The organism is Marinobacter sp. CP1 (genome assembly GCF_001266795.1).
Lineage (GTDB): Bacteria > Pseudomonadota > Gammaproteobacteria > Pseudomonadales > Oleiphilaceae > Marinobacter > Marinobacter flavimaris.
Window position 1 is genome coordinate 920,741 of record NZ_CP011929.1, and the last position, 14,962, is coordinate 935,702.

Genomic DNA, 14,962 nt, shown 5'->3' on the forward strand with positions numbered 1-14,962 from the left:
TAACCAGCGGCGATGCTGACTTCAGCAGCGCCTTCGGTCAAAGCGGTTGATGGCCCAAGGGAAAAATAGGAGTCTACACTTCCTGTGCATCGCACCCACTTTCCTGCAGGGCCAGAGAAAACACCATGAACAGCGCAGTCCCAGAGCTACCCGGCACACCGGATCCCGCTGGTAACGGACTCACCCGAGCGGAAGCCAGTGCACGCCTGAAGCAATTTGGCTACAACCAACTGCCCACCCCGCCCATGCCAGGCCTGGTGGAGCTTTTTGCGCGGCAATTTCTTAGCCCTTTCATTTACATCCTCCTGATCGCTTCCGGGGTGTCATTTGCACTCGGCCAGACCCCCAGCGGGGTTTTTATCCTGATCGTCCTGCTGATCAACGCGATTATCGGCACGGTCCAGGAGTTTTCGGCCCAGAAAGCGGCTGCCGCGCTGAAGCAAATGATGAAAGGGACCACTCACGTTCTGCGGGATGGCCAGGTGGTCACCGTGGAAGTGGAGGAGGTCGTTCCGGGCGACGTGGTTCTGCTCTCTTCCGGCGACAAGGTGCCCGCTGATATTCAGTTACTCAGCGCCAGCAGCCTGGCAGTGGATGAGTCCATGCTGACGGGGGAATCCCTGGCGGTTGCCAAGAACGCCGGAGCGGCAAGCGACGACAGCACGCCACTCACAGAGCGGGTTGATCAGTGCTTTGCGGGCAGCATCATCACCCACGGGCGCGGACGCGGCCGGGTGATAGCAACCGCCTCTGACACCCAGCTTGGCAAGATTGCCCAGGGTGTCACCGGCAAAACGTCCGCCGAACCGCCCCTGATGATCCGGATCCGAAAGTTCACCTACCAGGTTGCTTTCGGCATTCTCGTGGCCATAGGCGCCCTCGCCTGCCTGATGATCCTGGATGGTGGTTATTCGATCGAAGACATGGTCCTCATGACCATCGGCCTGGCGGTCTCGGTCATTCCCGAGGGGCTGCCTGCCGCACTGACCGTGGCCCTGGCCATCGGCATGTCCCGGATGGCAAAGCGCAATGTAATCATCCGCAAGCTCGTGGCTGTGGAAGCCCTCGGATCCTGCACCCTGATCTGCTCCGACAAGACCGGCACGCTGACCGTCAACGAACTCACGATTCGCAAAGTGATGCTGCCTGATGGGCGCCAATTCGATGTCACTGGCGAGGGCGTGGCCCCTGGCGGCGAGATAACAGGCCATGGCGGAACCCAGGTGGATACAGCAGGCCAGGATACGCTGCGGGAGCTCTGTGTCGCAGGCGTCCTCGCCAATGAGAGTCATCTGGACTATAGCGGCGGCGAATGGGTGTCCCAGGGCGATATCGTCGACATCGCCTTCCTGGTTATGGCCAAAAAACTGGGTATGTCCATCACTGACCTGCGAACCCGGCAGGAGCAGGTGGCCCTGATCCCGTATGAGTCGGAAAAGGCCTACAGCGGTGTGGTCAACCGCATTGGTGATCAAACCGTCATCTATGCCAAAGGCAGCCCGGAAAAGATGCTGGCCATGTGCCACCAGATGGCAACCACTGACGGCTCCACGGCAATAGACAAGCCCGCCCTCGAAAGCCAGTTCACCGAGCTCGCGTCCCGAGGCTACCGGATTATCGCCCTGGCGAAGAAAACGTCTTCATCCGGCGACCATGAGATGGCCGATATGGTCTTTCTCGGCATGGTCGCCATGATCGACCCCCTCCGTCATGAAGCCTTTGATGCCATCGAAAAGTGCCGCACCGGCGGAATTGAGGTGGCCATGGTCACGGGCGACCATCCTGCTACTGCAAAATCGATCGCCCTGGAACTGGGCCTGTGTGACACGGACGCTACGGTTGTCACGGGGCCCATGCTTGATGAAGCCAAAGCGGAGAGCCAGGCGGCGGTCGACCAGCTCATTCGCCAGGCCCGGGTATTCGCCCGCATCGAACCCGCCAGGAAAGCCCAGATTGTGGACAGCTTCATGCGGGACGGGCATTTTGTCGCGGTCACCGGGGATGGTGTCAATGATGCGCCCGCCATGCGGCAGGCCCATGCGGGCATCGCCATGGGCAAACGCGGCACGGATGTGGCGAAGGAAACGGCAGACCTGATCGTCACCGATGATAATTTTTCCTCCATTGTTGCCGGCATCGAGCAAGGGCGGGTGGTTTACAACAATATCCGCAAGGTGATTGGACTGCTGGTTGCCACCGGTTTCTCGGCAATCCTGCTTTTCTTCTTTTGTGTACTGGCCGGCCTGCCAATGCCCATGATCGCGGTCCAGCTACTCTGGCTCAATCTGGTTGCGAACGGCTTCCAGGACGTAGCACTGGCATTTGAACCGAAGGAAGGCGGCGAATTGTCTGTAAAGCCACGCTCACCTCACGAGCCCGTATTCGACAAACACATTATTGAGCATGTCCTGGTGGTGGGATCGTGGATGGGCCTCGTCGCATTCCTCAATTTTCAGTGGACACTCGACCAGGGCCAAAGCATTGAGGAAGCGCGCAACCTGACGCTGATGCTAATGGTGCTCTTCGGCAACATTCACGCGCTGAACAGCCGCTCGGAGTCCCGTTCCCTATTCAAGATCTCCTTGTTCCGTAACCCTTTCCTGATGCTGGCAGTTCCCCTCGCGCAGCTGGCACACATTGGTGCCATGTACACCCCGGGGCTGTCCGATGTCCTGCAGATCCAGCCAATTTCAGTGGCCGAATGGTTGCAGTTGCTTGCATTGGCTATGAGCCTGCTCGCTGTGGAGGAGCTGCATAAGGTCCTGATCAGGCGGCGGGCACGCTGATCAGGACCGGCAGAATAAAACCGACTCTTGCTTTCCAATTTACCAACAAATTGACTAAAATTTAATCAGATCAAGTGCGCGGAGTTCGTGCCATGAATCTGTCTCCTGGCTCAACAAGAAGCACCTCCACCCATTCATTAGGACTGATTCCTGATCACGCGATTTCTTGGCTGGTGCTCCTTGCGGCCTTCGCAATTAGCAACCTCTCGCTCGCTGATGAACAGACCATCTCCCACCAAGCGCTGGATGGCATGTCCTTCCAGAGTAAACTCGGCCCGATGGGGCGACCCGCCGATACTGACGATCTGTTGGTATTCAAAGACGGCTATTTCGTCTCTGAGGAGTGCGCTCGGCGTTGCGGCTATGCCAAGGTCGAATACTGGGTCAGGGCGCATGATGATGGCATTCAGATGCGAGCCGAAGTGCCATGTAGCAAGTCGGATGCAGTCATGTATTGGCGGGGCACTGTGCGGGGGGACGAAATCGAGGGCTCGTTCACCTGGGTAAACAAGCGCTGGTACTGGACCTTTGAAAAAGAGTTCAGTTTCAAAGGCCGGTTGGTGGAGACCAACAGTCAATGACCCGGCAAGGCCTACTGGCGGGTAAAGGCCTGGCAGGACTCCTAAAACTTGCCCTTCTAATCAGCGTCATCATCGCCGGCAACCTGTTGACGAGCGGTATCGTTGATGGCATCGAGATGGACGTCCGCCCCACGAACGAGCCCATGCTGCACCAGATCATCATGATCTCCATGGCCGCTTATATTGTGTTGATGGCAATTCCATTTGTGCCGGGCGTCGAAATCGGACTCGCCCTGATGATGATCCTCGGACCCAAAATCGTGCCACTGGTGTATGGCTGCACACTGATATCCATGTGCCTGGCTTTTTTGATCGGTCGCCTGGTCCCGGAGAGGGGTATCATCAAGTTCTTGCGAGAAATACATCTCGTTAAAGCCGCTTCATTCCTTGAGAGCTTCAGCGGGCTATCTGCCGAGCAGCGACTGACACGTCTGTCAGACCTGTCTCCCCGGCGTTGGATCCCGTGGCTTTTGCGGCACCGTTACCTCACCCTGATGCTTGCCATCAATCTGCCGGGCAATATGGTTCTGGGCGGGGGTGGTGGGCTTGCGATGATGGCCGGAATGAGCAAGATATTCTCCGTGGGTAGGTACCTGCTTTTAGTCGCCGTCGCAATTTCTCCCCTCCCGATCATTCTGTTGATATTCGGTGATCGATTTGCCAACTGGCCGATATGAGTCAGCGATCGAGTGGCCGGCACTCCTCGCTCTCAGATTGAACAATTTAACGAAGCGGCCTTAGGTTTCATTCGCCTTACGATAGGCACCCCGATAATCAAAGATCCGCTCCTGTACCTGCCAATAGTGCTTTTGCTTGCGGGCGATGACGAAATCCGGGGCCGATAACAGGGCCTGCATCTCGAGGACCTCTTCCGCCCTATTGAAGGCTTTCGGGGCCTGGCCGTTGGCAAAACGACGCCCGAACAGTTTGTTAAAGATGGCGCGCTGTCCGGGCTTGCTGAAATCAAACGACTCGTTGAGCTCCTCGCCGTCTTCACCGTGATAGATGATCTTCAGTTTGCCGCCATCAACACCTAGCGTGATTCCGGCGCAACGGATCACCATGGCATCCTTGAGCTTCAGCGCATCTCTCAGCTGATCATCCGGGTCGATGATGGCTTTATGGCACTGGTGACAGTTGCGGGCCGCAATATCATTCTCGCCACCGCAGTGTGGGCACTCCTTGAAACGAAAACGGTAATCACACTGTTGCGGGCGCCCGTTCTGCCCGGCGGGCTCATCCCCTTCCGCCAGCTCCAGCAGCCCCTGACAACGGCGGCCGTAGTGCTCGATCACACGGCCGTCATCGTCTGTTTTGCCCCAGAAGATATTGGCAAACCCGCAGCCCGGGCAGAACACCTGCACCGGCTCACTGTCAGTGTTCGGTTTCGGCTCCCCCACCTCCGGGTGATGCAGATTCACGTGGTTTCCCGCGTAATCTATTACCAGGCAATCCTGCTTGCCTTCGTCCAGACGCAGACCACGGCCCACAATCTGCTGATACAGGCTCACGGACTGGGTCGGACGGAGAATCGCGATAAAGTCCACATGGGGCGCGTCAAAACCCGTGGTGAGCACGGACACATTCACCAGATACTTTAACTGGCGCTGCTTGAAGCGCTGAATCAGCAAGTCCCGATCCTTCAGATCGGTCGCGCCGGTCACCAGGGCCGTTTCGTGTTCCGGCAGGTAGCCGGTAATCTCCCGCGCATGCTCCACCGTGGCCGCAAAGATCATCACCCCCTGGCGTTCAGTGGCCAGCTCCATCACCTGCTCAACGATGGCTCGGGTCACCCGCTTGTGTTTGCTGAGCAACTGGTTGACGTCCTTCTCGGCGTATTCGCCAAAGCGGTCCTGGGGCAGCGCAGAGAAATCGTATTGCGCCACTGCCGCGTTCACCAGCTCCGGCCGGGTGAGATACCCCCGGTTGATCATGTAACTCAGCGGTAGCTCGTAAATGCAGTGCTGAAAAGGCTTGTCATCCTCGCCCCGAACAAAGCCCCGATAGTGATAGCGATAGATCCAGCCCATGGCCAGACGGTATGGCGTAGCAGTCAGCCCGAGCACTTTCAGAGAATCGTTCTGTTGCCGCAAGAGCTCTATGATGCGCTGATACTGACTGGTTTCTTCCCCGCTGACCCGATGGCATTCATCGATAATAACCAGCGAGTATTCGTCCCGAAACTGATCCAGGTTCGCCGATACCGACTGCACACTGGCAAAGGTCACCTGGTGGTGACTTTCCTTCCGCTTCAGCCCGGCGGAGAAAATTCCGCCGGTTAATCCATAACTCTGATACTTGGCGTGATTCTGCTCCACCAGCTCCTTTACGTGGGTTGCCACCAGGATCTTTCGCTTCGCGAGACGCGCCAACTCGGCAATAACCAGGCTTTTCCCCGCACCGGTTGGCAGCACGATAACGGCGGACTCATCGGTTTTCCGAAAATGAGCCAGCGTGGCGTCAACCGCTTCCCGCTGGTAAGGCCGGAGTTTGAAAGGAGCGTTCATTTTGGAGGGCTTACTCGTTCTCAGACAGTGTGTTTCGGCTCTTAATGTTCATTGATAAATGCTCATGTGCACAACACCACTGACTGCTATCTTTGAATTGAGGAAGTAGAGGCGTTTGAGCTGACAGATACCCTGAGTTCTCCTCCAGGTCCATTACCACAGATCAGCAACCTGACTGGATTAAAGGAATCAGTCAGGCCTCCGTTTTCCAGTATAAGGAGATATTGCATGAGCAATTATATGTCGATATTGGGCGCCGTCGGGATTGCCGGCATAGCCGTCGCTATCACCGGTTGCGCAAGCTCCGTGGAGCCCCCCACCTCTCAAATGCGAGCCGCCGAATCTTCCGTTCAACAAGCGGTGTCATCCGACGCAAGAAACTTTGAGCCAGTGCTGCTGAATCAGGCCCAGAACAAGCTTGCCGATGCCGAAGAGCTCATCGACGATGAAATGAGCGAGGAGAATTATCAGAAAGCATTGCACCTTTTGGAACAGGCATCCGTCGATGCTCAGTTGGCCGGCGCGCGTGCCGAAACTGCAAAGGCCAAACAGGCTGTGGAGGAGATCAACAGGAACATTGAGTCTCTTCGCCAACGCATGAATGGAAGCCAGTAAGGGCGCCAGCTTAAACAGGAGATTGATATGAACAATCGATACATGATTTTGAGCATGGTTGTCGGCTTTTCCATCTTCCTGGCCGGATGTGCCAGTACGCCCAAGGACAATCAGATGGTTGACGAAGCAAAGGCGGCCTATGAGGACATTCGAACCGATCCAGACGTTGCCCGCAGTGGCGACCGCCAGCTGAGAAGCGCCAGGGATCAGCTTGCCCGCGCTGAGCGATTACTGGAAGAGGGTGCCAGCACCGCGGAAATCGAGCATGCGGCCTACCTGGCCACTCGCCATGCCGAGATTGCCCGGGAGCAGGCCGAACGCGCCAAGCTGCAGCAACAGATAAACTCAGCCGAAGAAAGACGCAAGGAACTGGAGTTGCAGGCTCGCTCTGCAGAGGCCCAGGCTGCCCAGCAGGAAGCCGCTGAATTGCGCCGTCAAATGGAAGCTATGCAGGCCGAACAGACAGACCGTGGCATGGTACTTACCCTGGGTGACGTTCTGTTCGACCTGAATCGTGCTGAACTGAAACCTGCCGGGGAAACGACAGTAGGCCGCCTGGCTGAATTCATGGCTGAATATGAAAACCGTCGCGTGCGCGTGGAAGGATACACGGACAGCACCGGAGCAGAATCTTACAACCAACAACTGTCAGAGCGTCGGGCTGAGGCTGTAAGAGAGGCCCTGATGGATAGAGGTATTAATCGCGCCCGGATTGAAGTGCAGGGATTCGGGGAACAATATCCGGTTGCGACGAACGAAACATCCGCAGGGCGCCAACAAAACAGGCGGGTCGAGATAGTGATTTCCGATGCGGACGGCAATATAAAAGAACGTTAGAACGCGAATGAACACCGGAACAGAGTGTTTGCCCAGCAAACAAGTCTGTTCCGGTTTTTCGTAACAGTTGAAAACTTTGCTATGCAGGGCCTCCTAATTAGCGTACTGTCTCTCTCGTTGGAAAGATCTAGCAAAGCATTTCACGAATAAGACCTCTTGTGTTGCCACACCTTTTGTCCTGTTTTTGATCCTGCACGTTTTTTTATTTCCCGCATATCGCTGATCAATGATCACAACGATCCTTTGACGGCACCTTATTGATTAATTTCAGGATAACTATTTATGTCTACAATTACCGGCAACGTTAAGTTCTTCAACGAAGCAAAAGGTTTTGGTTTTATTACTCGTGAAGGCGGCGCAGACGTCTTTGTTCATTATAGCAATATTCAGGGTGGCGGTTTCAAAACTCTGGCCGAAGGCCAGGAAGTTGAGTTCACCGTGACTCAGGGCCAGAAAGGCCCGCAAGCAGAAAACGTTATTGGCCTGTAAATAACAGCCAATACGTGATCAAAAAAAGGCAGCCCCAGGGCTGCCTTTTTTATTGAACACACTACGCGATTTACCCATCCGTTTTTCATAGGTTAATAGCGCCGCAACAAATCCCGATAAAGCCGGTTATTCCAGTCCTGGACAATAATCTGGGATCTGAAAAGTTGCCACAATTCCCAGGAATAAACGATCGCAAGCAGGATAACTCCGGGCAAAACCAAACCAGCGACGAAACACCCGATAGCAACAAGCAAGGCGCCAATATCCATCAGCCCCCATTGCCAGCGCCCCAGGTAAAAATGGTGCAATCCGGTGATAAAAAACCAGTTCAGTGCCGCGTAGGTATCCGGATCCTTCACCGCTTTCCCGGCCTTCCGGTAGAATTCCACTCGCTGTTCTTCTGAAAGCTCTCGAATCGCCTTTCTGAGGGCTTCTTCCTCGGCATCAACCTCTTCTTGTCTCAGCATGCCCGATATCCCCCGTGACCGGCTCAATGCATTTACAGATCGCGTCCGGCCTGTTGCACCTGCGAAGACGGTGAAACGTTAACCTCACTCCCTCACAGAGACCGAACCGGCGGATAGCTTCCTCTGAATAAGCCGAGCAACTCGGCTCAAAGTTGCAGTCGATGCCAAACCATCGGGTACCACCGCCTGTCCGACGATAAAACCCGATGGCCTTCAGTGCTAACGCCTGCAGCACCGGTTAACGCCCCAGGGTCACAATCACGGATTCACGCTGCCAGAACAGCCAGAAACGCTTCATCTCCAGAACCTGGAATACTACCTGCCAACCCTCGGCAGCATACCGATTCAATTCTGCTTCGATTTTTTTCAAAGGCAGGCCAGAGGAGCCGAGCAGGAGCGTGCCACAGCCACCTTCCGAAATATGGACCATCTTGTATTCGGTGAAACGTTGAGCCGTCATTCCATTTCCTTATGTTTGAAAATTTGTCCCTGATTTGAGGGACTTGAAAGCCTATCCCAAATTTGAGGCCCGATAAACCTCGCAGTTCACATCGCACTATCAGGCAACTCCAGGGCCGTATTGATCAAACGGATTTTCAATTTCAGCACCGGAAACACAAATAAGTGACCACCGGTCATTTACAGGCAGAAAACGCCGCAGTATATTAAGTGACCATCGTTCATTTAAATGGAGAGAATCATGTCGTACGTGGTTATCACTGGCGCCAGCGCCGGCATTGGCGAGTGCTTCGCCCGGGCACTCGCCGCGGAAAAACAGAATCTGATTCTGGTGGCTCGCCGGGAAGAGCGCCTGAATGCTCTGGCCGCAGAATTAAAGAAACAGCATGGAATTGAGGCCATCGTCCTGAAAGCCGACCTGGCGGACCAGGCCGGCGCCGACGCACTGGCCCGGCGGATCAACGAGGGCGGCTGGCCGCTTGCCGGCTTGATCAACAACGCCGGGTTTGGCGACCGCGGCGCCTTTGCCGATCTGGCCCTGGAACGACAGCTGGCAATGATCCAGGTGAACATCACCTCGCTGGTCTCCCTCACCTGGCAGCTGCTGCCAGCCCTGCGCAAACAGAGCGGCAGTTTTGTGATCAACGTGGCTTCCACCGCGGCATTCCAGGCCGGGCCGAATATGGCAATTTACTACGCCACCAAAGCGTTTGTGTTGTCTTTCTCCGAAGCGCTTCATGAGGAACTCAAAGGGGCAGGTGTTGCGGTGAGTGCCTTGTGCCCCGGTGCCACTGCTTCAGAGTTTGCCCAGGAAGCACACATGACTGACACCAAACTCTTCAAAGCCGGCACCATGACAGCCGAGGATGTGGTCAAGAAATCCCTGGCCCAACGCAGAAACGCCATTGTTATTCCGGGGCTGCGCAACCTGCTGATGGTCTGGTCTGGTAAACTCTCGCCCCGGGCCGTAACACGACGGCTGGCCGGATGGCTGCAAGCCTGATGTGGGCCAACAAACGAGCATTTTGAGGTGGTTTTGAAGCACAGACTATGCGGTGGTAAACAACGCGCCCGGACCGAGTCAGACAAGGCGCTACGGGAACAGCAGATACTCGATGCGGCGGAAAGGCTGTTTCTGGAGCACCGGTTCCACGGCCTGACCCTGGCGGATGTGGCCCGCGAAACCGGGCTCACCAAAGCGGCTCTATATCGCTACTTCCGCAGCAAGGAACTGCTGTTCATTGCCGTTTACCGCCGCGCAATGTCGGGCTGGGTTTCAGACGTTGAAGCGATTGGCCCAGACGGCTTCCCTGAACAGTTCGTTGACCGCATTCTGGCTCATCCCGTGTTCTGCGGTCTCACCGCCATCCTGCACATTGCTCTTGAAACCGGCCTGAGCGAAGTGGAGGCCCGGGAGTTCAAACTGTTCCTGCTGGCACAGACCCGCCGACTGACGGCTGTCTTCGCTGCAGCGACAGGCCAGGAAGAAGCCGCCTGTTTTCGGTATCTGATGCAGTGCCAGCAGGCGTTGATTGGCTGCTGGCATATGTCCCACCCGCCGGAGCCGGCCCGCAAAGCCATGCAGGTGGAACCGTTGACCGTTTTCCAGCTGGAGTTTTCGGATACGTTAAGGCAGCACCTGTTCCTTCTGACCGAAGCGTTTATTCGACAGTAGAGTCAGTGTCTCACCCTACTCACCGTCTCCGATTTTGTGGCTACGGAAAGTGGCAAAGCAGCTTCTGCACATCTTTTTATGACCTGCAGGGTTCAGGGCGCGAAACAAAACCACCTCGTTTGTGTCCATAGAGTGGGAGCAAACATCAACGATTCAGCATGCGCCAATATCGCCAGCACAGCATGGGGTGTTTTGTGGCAAAAGGCTGCACCAGGGTTCTCGGTTAAAGAACCAAATCCTTCGGGGGACACCGACATGAACAGACAACTGACATTCATCACCCTCGTATTCTTCTTTAGCGCCACCACCTGGGCCTCTGAGCCTGCCGTCTACACCGGCCTGCTGAGCAATACCGGGGCGGGCGGCTACGACACAGTCAGCTACTTCGAAACGGGAAAACCAGCCAAAGGCTCGCGCGAATACACCACAGAGCACCTGGGCGTAACCTGGCGATTCGCGAGTGCGGAGAACCTGACGCGCTTCGAAGCCAATCCTGAACGCTACTTGCCTGCCTACGGCGGCTACTGCGCCTGGGCGGTTGCCCAAGGCTACCTCGCCAAAGGTGACCCTCAACACTGGGCCATCCGCGATGGCCGGCTGTACCTCAACTACAATGAGTCGGTTCAGGATCGATGGCTGAAGGACACAGAGGGCTTCATTCGACAGGCAGACGCAAACTGGCCAAAGATTCTGGAATGACGAAAAGAGTTTGTCGCGGTTTAATCTCAAACACGCCGGTGGTAGCAGCCCGCCAGCGGTCTGCCCCGCTGCAAATACCGTACTACTCATGATGCATTTTTAATCAGGACCAGGGTGTCTTATGGAATACGAACACGCTATTGTGAAATTTGAAGGCGACGTTGCCGTTCTGCTCTGCAACGGCTGTGGCATCAAGATCACAGAGGGCACCAAGCACGAGGACCGTGAGCATTACTGCACCATGTGCATGAGCGGGAATTGCAAAGCGAAATTCAAAAAAGGGAACTGAAACCACCGCGTTAAAGCGGTGTCATCGGCAATGAACGAAACAACCGAAGATAAACCAACATCCGCGCCACCACCCGCAAAGAAGGGCTTCAGTGGCCTGCATGTCTTTGGCATTGTCCTGCTCACCATCGTTGCCACGGCAGGCATTGGTTACTGGTGGTTAAGCCACTATGTGTTCCCAGACAACTTCGAACCCGTAACCCTGAATGCCAGTGAACAGGATTCACTCAACAGCAAATTGAACACCCTGGGGATTGACACCCAAGGTGGTGGATCTGCCGGCCCGTTAAAGCCAGAGCCCTACAGTGAGGAAGGTGCCAGCCGGGAGGTACGCTTCAGCGAGCGGGAACTCAACGGCATGCTCGCCAACAACACCGATCTGGCTCAACGACTCGCCGTCGATCTCTCGGACGATCTTCTGAGCGCGGTGCTTCTCGTACCTTTTGAAGAGGGTTTCCCTGTACTCGGCGGCAGAACGGTGCGAGTAAATGCAGGAGTGGAACTCTCCTTTGCCAACGGTCGCCCGCTGGTTAAGTTAAAGGGAGTGAGCTTGATGGGCGTTCCCATCCCGAATGCCTGGCTGGGCAACCTCAAGAACGTGGATCTGGTCAACGAGTTCGGTGCCAACCCGGGGTTCTGGCAATCCTTTGCAGCCGGTGTGGACTATATCCAGGTCCAAGATGGGCGGTTGCTCGTTCGGCTCAAGGAATAGCGTCTAGCAGAAAAAGCCCGCAGCACTGGAACAGACTCCAGAGCGGCCTCTCCGTGACATTTCACGAGATTTTACTCCGGTTAGCCCCTCAGTTCATAGCAAGCTCACCAACGCTCGGCTACCATGGCGCGCCGCCATAAGCTCCGGCGTGTCGGCAGGGAATAACTCAAAATAATCAATTAAGTAAGAAGGAATCTACTGTGCGAAACGCAAGGATCCTGGCAGTGCTGGCTGCTCTGCTGTACCTCACCGGCTGCGCCTCCGGCGCCAAAATGGGCAACATGGTGTATGAGGGGCCAGTGAAGGCCTACGACACAGCCCTGGAAGACAATGTGGATGTCACCAACGTATCTGGCGGTGAAAAAACAAACCCCGCCTGGACTTCTGAAATCGACAACGACGCGTTCGCTGGCGCCCTGAAGCAAACCCTGCAGAAACAGGGACTGCTCGCAGGCTCCGGCCGCTACCAGCTCGAAGCGCTCCTGCTGGAAGTTGACCAACCCATGTTCGGTCTGGACTTCGAGGTAACCACCCACGTGAGATACATCCTCACTGACCGCGAAAACAACGGTGCCGTGGTTCTGAATGAAACGGTTGTCGCCCCTTACACCGCCACCATTGGCGATGCATTCGCCGCTATCAAGCGCCTGAGACTGGCCAACGAAGGCTCCGGCAAAGCCAACATTCAGGGTCTGCTCGACAAACTCGCCGAACTGCAAATCCAGCCCGGTGACGTCTCCCTCACGCAATAACGTTTCTGGAACCACGTTCTACAACAAGGAAGAACCATGAAGTACTCCCTACTCCTCACACTCGCTGCAATCGCGTTTCTGTCGACCGGTTGCGCGTCGGTCGTCTCAGGAACCGACCAGAAGCTCACCTTCAACAGCGAGCCCGAAGAAGCCACCGTTACGGTTTCCGGCCGAGTGCTCGGTAAAACGCCACTGACGGTGCCAGTGGATCGGGGCTCCAACCAGTCCATTACCTTTGAGAAGGAAGGCTACAAGACCTACACCGCTCAGCTCTCTACCACAACCAACCCCTGGTTCTTCGGGAACATCGTGATCGGCGGGCTTCTGGGTTCCACTACCGATGGTGTTTCAGGTGCCATTCACGAGTTCTCGCCGGACCAGTACTTCGTTACCCTGAAGCCTGACACCCCCACCGGGATCTCCACCTCCAAGCCGCGACAGATCAAGGAAATCATCATCGCGTTCAGCGGAGAGTTTCGCCACCAGCTGGCAAGCGGTGGCGGTGAAAAGGTGGACACCATCGTGCAACTGCTGGGTGTCGATGCCTCCCAGAAAGACACCACCATCCGGGCACTGAACCAGCTCGCACTGGCGAACCAGAACGACCTGGAGCTGGCCAAGACGATTATTGAGGTTTACGGCGTTCAATAGAGCGCCAATCTGGAAAATTTCCGGCCATTACATGGATGTTTTATCCCCTTCGGACATTCCATCCTTTTTCATGGCGTCTTTTTCCATTCCCTCTTTCTCCATGTCCTCATCCATCATGCTTTCGGTCTTCATCCCGTCATGCATGGTGTCCATGGTGTCGGACTTCATGGAGTCTTTGGCCATACCGTCATCTTTCATGTCGTCCTGCATCATGGTGTCGTCCATTCCCTTGTTGCCCTTGTCCATGTCGTCTGCATGGGCCGGGGCCATCAGGGCCAGGGTGGTACCGAGGGCCAGAAGCGTCGCTGTCAGGCTTTTCATTGTGCATTCTCCTTATTGGAAATAGTGTCTATTCGACACTGCCGACCCCATACCTGAAGACCAGCAGCATCAGAATGCAGACTAAGCAGGAACGCTTACGCGGCCGTCACGGCTGGGTAAAAAGTCGATCAAGGAAAGGTCACAAAACCGTCACGGGGGACCAGGCGGATTTCGTATCTCCCTATATCGCCGTCTCCATAAGCATGCTAAAAGACTCCTCCCGGCAATAGCCCGGGCATTCTCCCCATCAGGATCTCAGCATGTCAGACAAATTTTTCTTCAAAGGCCGGCAGGACGCACGCCAGCACCACACCACTTACGGCGGCTTTCAGACCAACGCCAGCCAGAAGAGTGGCAGCAAGAAATACCCGCTTACGCTGGTGGTAACCAGTGACGCGCGCAAGCAGGAAGTCGAAGCGCAGGTGGCCAGGGCAAAGCTGTACGCAAACATTTCGGTGGATACCCGCGAGGGCGCCGTTGAGTCCATTACCGAGCTCACTGCTATCCTGACCAAAGGCGGGGCGGTTACCACGGTAAAATCGCCTTCACGTAACGATATCTGCAACTGCGGTAGCGGGCTCAAATTCAAGAAGTGCTGCGGCTGATAACAGGCGGAGACGGGGAAATGGCTATGATTGTTTGCGGTGTTGAGCTTACCGGCAGTGATGCAGTGGTGTGTTTCCTGAATATGGACCGGGGGCAGTTCAACCTGCCGGAATGCAAGGTGCGCAAACTGTCACTGCCAAAAAACCACAGCCGTGAAGACCTGAAGCAGTTCCAGGCGGCCTTTGCCGCCTTAATGGCCGAGTACGGCGTGACTCACGTCGCGATCAAAGAGCGAATGCCAAAAGGCAAATTTGCCGGTGGCGCTGTCAGCTTCAAAATGGAAGCCGCCATTCAACTGATCACCGACATCGAATTGACGGTGACTCTGCTGCCCTCCGCTCTCATCAAGTCCACACTGGCAGCCAATCCGCTGCCCATTGCGTTTGCAGAGACGGGGTTGAAGGCCTTCCAGGAAGCGGCCTTCGTTTCCGCCTATGTAGGGCAGCTACAGAGCCAATGACTTCCCGGCTATCGAGAAGCTCGAACGCAGGCCACTCACCGTCCTTGGAGCGGTGAG

At 55.8% G+C, this 14,962-nt stretch carries 20 protein-coding genes; 15 read left to right on the forward strand and 5 right to left on the reverse strand.

What is annotated here, in order from left to right; genetic code table 11:
* Positions 1–125 precede the first annotated feature (125 nt).
* The 3 genes from ACP86_RS04380 to ACP86_RS04390 all read left to right on the forward strand — a co-directional run bounded on the left by ACP86_RS04380 (position 126) and on the right by ACP86_RS04390 (position 4,044).
* Complete coding sequence (locus ACP86_RS04380) at positions 126–2,786, forward strand: cation-translocating P-type ATPase (RefSeq protein WP_053112868.1); 2,661 nt, start codon at positions 126–128, stop codon at positions 2,784–2,786.
* A 92-nt stretch (positions 2,787–2,878) separates the two neighbouring features.
* Positions 2,879–3,367, forward strand: a complete 489-nt coding sequence (locus ACP86_RS04385; protein WP_053112869.1) for a hypothetical protein — start codon at positions 2,879–2,881, stop codon at positions 3,365–3,367.
* Positions 3,364–4,044: a hypothetical protein gene (locus tag ACP86_RS04390; RefSeq protein ID WP_053112870.1), complete on the forward strand. Its 681-nt coding sequence runs from the start codon at positions 3,364–3,366 to the stop codon at positions 4,042–4,044. The genes ACP86_RS04385 and ACP86_RS04390 overlap by 4 nt, the downstream gene beginning before the upstream one ends.
* A gap of 60 nt (positions 4,045–4,104) precedes the next feature.
* Here the strand turns inward: ACP86_RS04390 and ACP86_RS04395 are convergent, their stop codons facing one another.
* Complete coding sequence (locus ACP86_RS04395; protein WP_053112871.1) at positions 4,105–5,874, reverse strand: DEAD/DEAH box helicase; 1,770 nt, start codon at positions 5,872–5,874, stop codon at positions 4,105–4,107.
* Between the two features lie 228 nt (positions 5,875–6,102).
* Here ACP86_RS04395 and ACP86_RS04400 point away from each other — a divergent pair, with 228 nt between their 5' ends.
* The 3 genes from ACP86_RS04400 to ACP86_RS04410 all read left to right on the forward strand — a co-directional run bounded on the left by ACP86_RS04400 (position 6,103) and on the right by ACP86_RS04410 (position 7,815).
* Complete coding sequence (locus ACP86_RS04400) at positions 6,103–6,489, forward strand: DUF4398 domain-containing protein (protein ID WP_053112872.1); 387 nt, start codon at positions 6,103–6,105, stop codon at positions 6,487–6,489.
* 27 nt (positions 6,490–6,516) lie between these two features.
* A complete protein-coding gene (locus ACP86_RS04405; protein WP_053112873.1) occupies positions 6,517–7,326 on the forward strand; it encodes an OmpA family protein in 810 nt (269 codons plus the stop codon).
* Positions 7,327–7,608: 282 nt separating this feature from the next.
* A complete protein-coding gene (locus ACP86_RS04410; RefSeq protein ID WP_008172483.1) occupies positions 7,609–7,815 on the forward strand; it encodes a cold-shock protein in 207 nt (68 codons plus the stop codon).
* Positions 7,816–7,907: 92 nt separating this feature from the next.
* Here ACP86_RS04410 and ACP86_RS04415 read toward each other — a convergent pair whose 3' ends face one another.
* The 3 genes from ACP86_RS04415 to ACP86_RS04420 are packed head-to-tail and all read right to left on the reverse strand — an operon-like array spanning position 7,908 to position 8,742.
* Entirely contained in the window at positions 7,908–8,282 is a 375-nt protein-coding gene (locus ACP86_RS04415) for a hypothetical protein (RefSeq protein ID WP_053112874.1), read from the reverse strand.
* Positions 8,260–8,517 (reverse strand): membrane protein insertion efficiency factor YidD, encoded by a 258-nt coding sequence (yidD, locus tag ACP86_RS23670; protein WP_075267581.1) that lies wholly within the window; start codon positions 8,515–8,517, stop codon positions 8,260–8,262. Before yidD ends, ACP86_RS04415 begins: the two co-directional genes overlap by 23 nt.
* A 3-nt stretch (positions 8,518–8,520) precedes the next feature.
* A complete protein-coding gene (locus ACP86_RS04420; protein ID WP_014578093.1) occupies positions 8,521–8,742 on the reverse strand; it encodes a DUF4177 domain-containing protein in 222 nt (73 codons plus the stop codon).
* A 240-nt stretch (positions 8,743–8,982) separates the two neighbouring features.
* On the opposite strand from ACP86_RS04420, the gene ACP86_RS04425 reads away from it, so the two are divergent.
* The 7 genes from ACP86_RS04425 (at position 8,983) to ACP86_RS04450 (ending at position 13,518) form a co-directional block, all read left to right on the forward strand.
* On the forward strand, positions 8,983–9,744 hold the full coding sequence (locus tag ACP86_RS04425) for an SDR family NAD(P)-dependent oxidoreductase (protein ID WP_053112875.1): 762 nt from the start codon (positions 8,983–8,985) through the stop codon (positions 9,742–9,744).
* A gap of 27 nt (positions 9,745–9,771) precedes the next feature.
* Positions 9,772–10,416: a TetR family transcriptional regulator gene (locus ACP86_RS04430; protein WP_053112876.1), complete on the forward strand. Its 645-nt coding sequence runs from the start codon at positions 9,772–9,774 to the stop codon at positions 10,414–10,416.
* 255 nt (positions 10,417–10,671) lie between these two features.
* Positions 10,672–11,115 carry a YHS domain-containing (seleno)protein gene (locus ACP86_RS04435; protein WP_053112877.1) on the forward strand — a complete coding sequence of 148 codons (444 nt, stop codon included), beginning with the start codon at positions 10,672–10,674 and terminating at the stop codon, positions 11,113–11,115.
* Positions 11,116–11,236: 121 nt separating this feature from the next.
* The gene (locus ACP86_RS22970; RefSeq protein WP_008172490.1) at positions 11,237–11,404 is read left to right on the forward strand and encodes a hypothetical protein; all 168 of its coding nucleotides are present in this window, start codon (positions 11,237–11,239) and stop codon (positions 11,402–11,404) included.
* A gap of 30 nt (positions 11,405–11,434) precedes the next feature.
* Positions 11,435–12,115, forward strand: coding sequence for an arginine N-succinyltransferase (locus ACP86_RS04440; RefSeq protein ID WP_053112878.1), 681 nt, complete (start codon positions 11,435–11,437; stop codon positions 12,113–12,115).
* Between the two features lie 200 nt (positions 12,116–12,315).
* Positions 12,316–12,867: a hypothetical protein gene (locus ACP86_RS04445; protein WP_227507816.1), complete on the forward strand. Its 552-nt coding sequence runs from the start codon at positions 12,316–12,318 to the stop codon at positions 12,865–12,867.
* Positions 12,868–12,903: 36 nt separating this feature from the next.
* Entirely contained in the window at positions 12,904–13,518 is a 615-nt protein-coding gene (locus ACP86_RS04450) for a PEGA domain-containing protein (protein WP_014578102.1), read from the forward strand.
* Positions 13,519–13,545: 27 nt separating this feature from the next.
* Here ACP86_RS04450 and ACP86_RS04455 read toward each other — a convergent pair whose 3' ends face one another.
* Positions 13,546–13,839 (reverse strand): hypothetical protein, encoded by a 294-nt coding sequence (locus ACP86_RS04455; RefSeq protein WP_053112879.1) that lies wholly within the window; start codon positions 13,837–13,839, stop codon positions 13,546–13,548.
* Between the two features lie 260 nt (positions 13,840–14,099).
* Here ACP86_RS04455 and ACP86_RS04460 point away from each other — a divergent pair, with 260 nt between their 5' ends.
* Together ACP86_RS04460 and ACP86_RS04465 are read left to right on the forward strand one after the other, a co-directional pair.
* Entirely contained in the window at positions 14,100–14,444 is a 345-nt protein-coding gene (locus ACP86_RS04460) for a PBPRA1643 family SWIM/SEC-C metal-binding motif protein (RefSeq protein ID WP_053112880.1), read from the forward strand.
* 26 nt (positions 14,445–14,470) lie between these two features.
* Positions 14,471–14,905, forward strand: a complete 435-nt coding sequence (locus ACP86_RS04465) for a DUF3010 family protein (protein WP_053115454.1) — start codon at positions 14,471–14,473, stop codon at positions 14,903–14,905.
* The last annotated feature ends 57 nt before the right edge of the window (positions 14,906–14,962 follow it).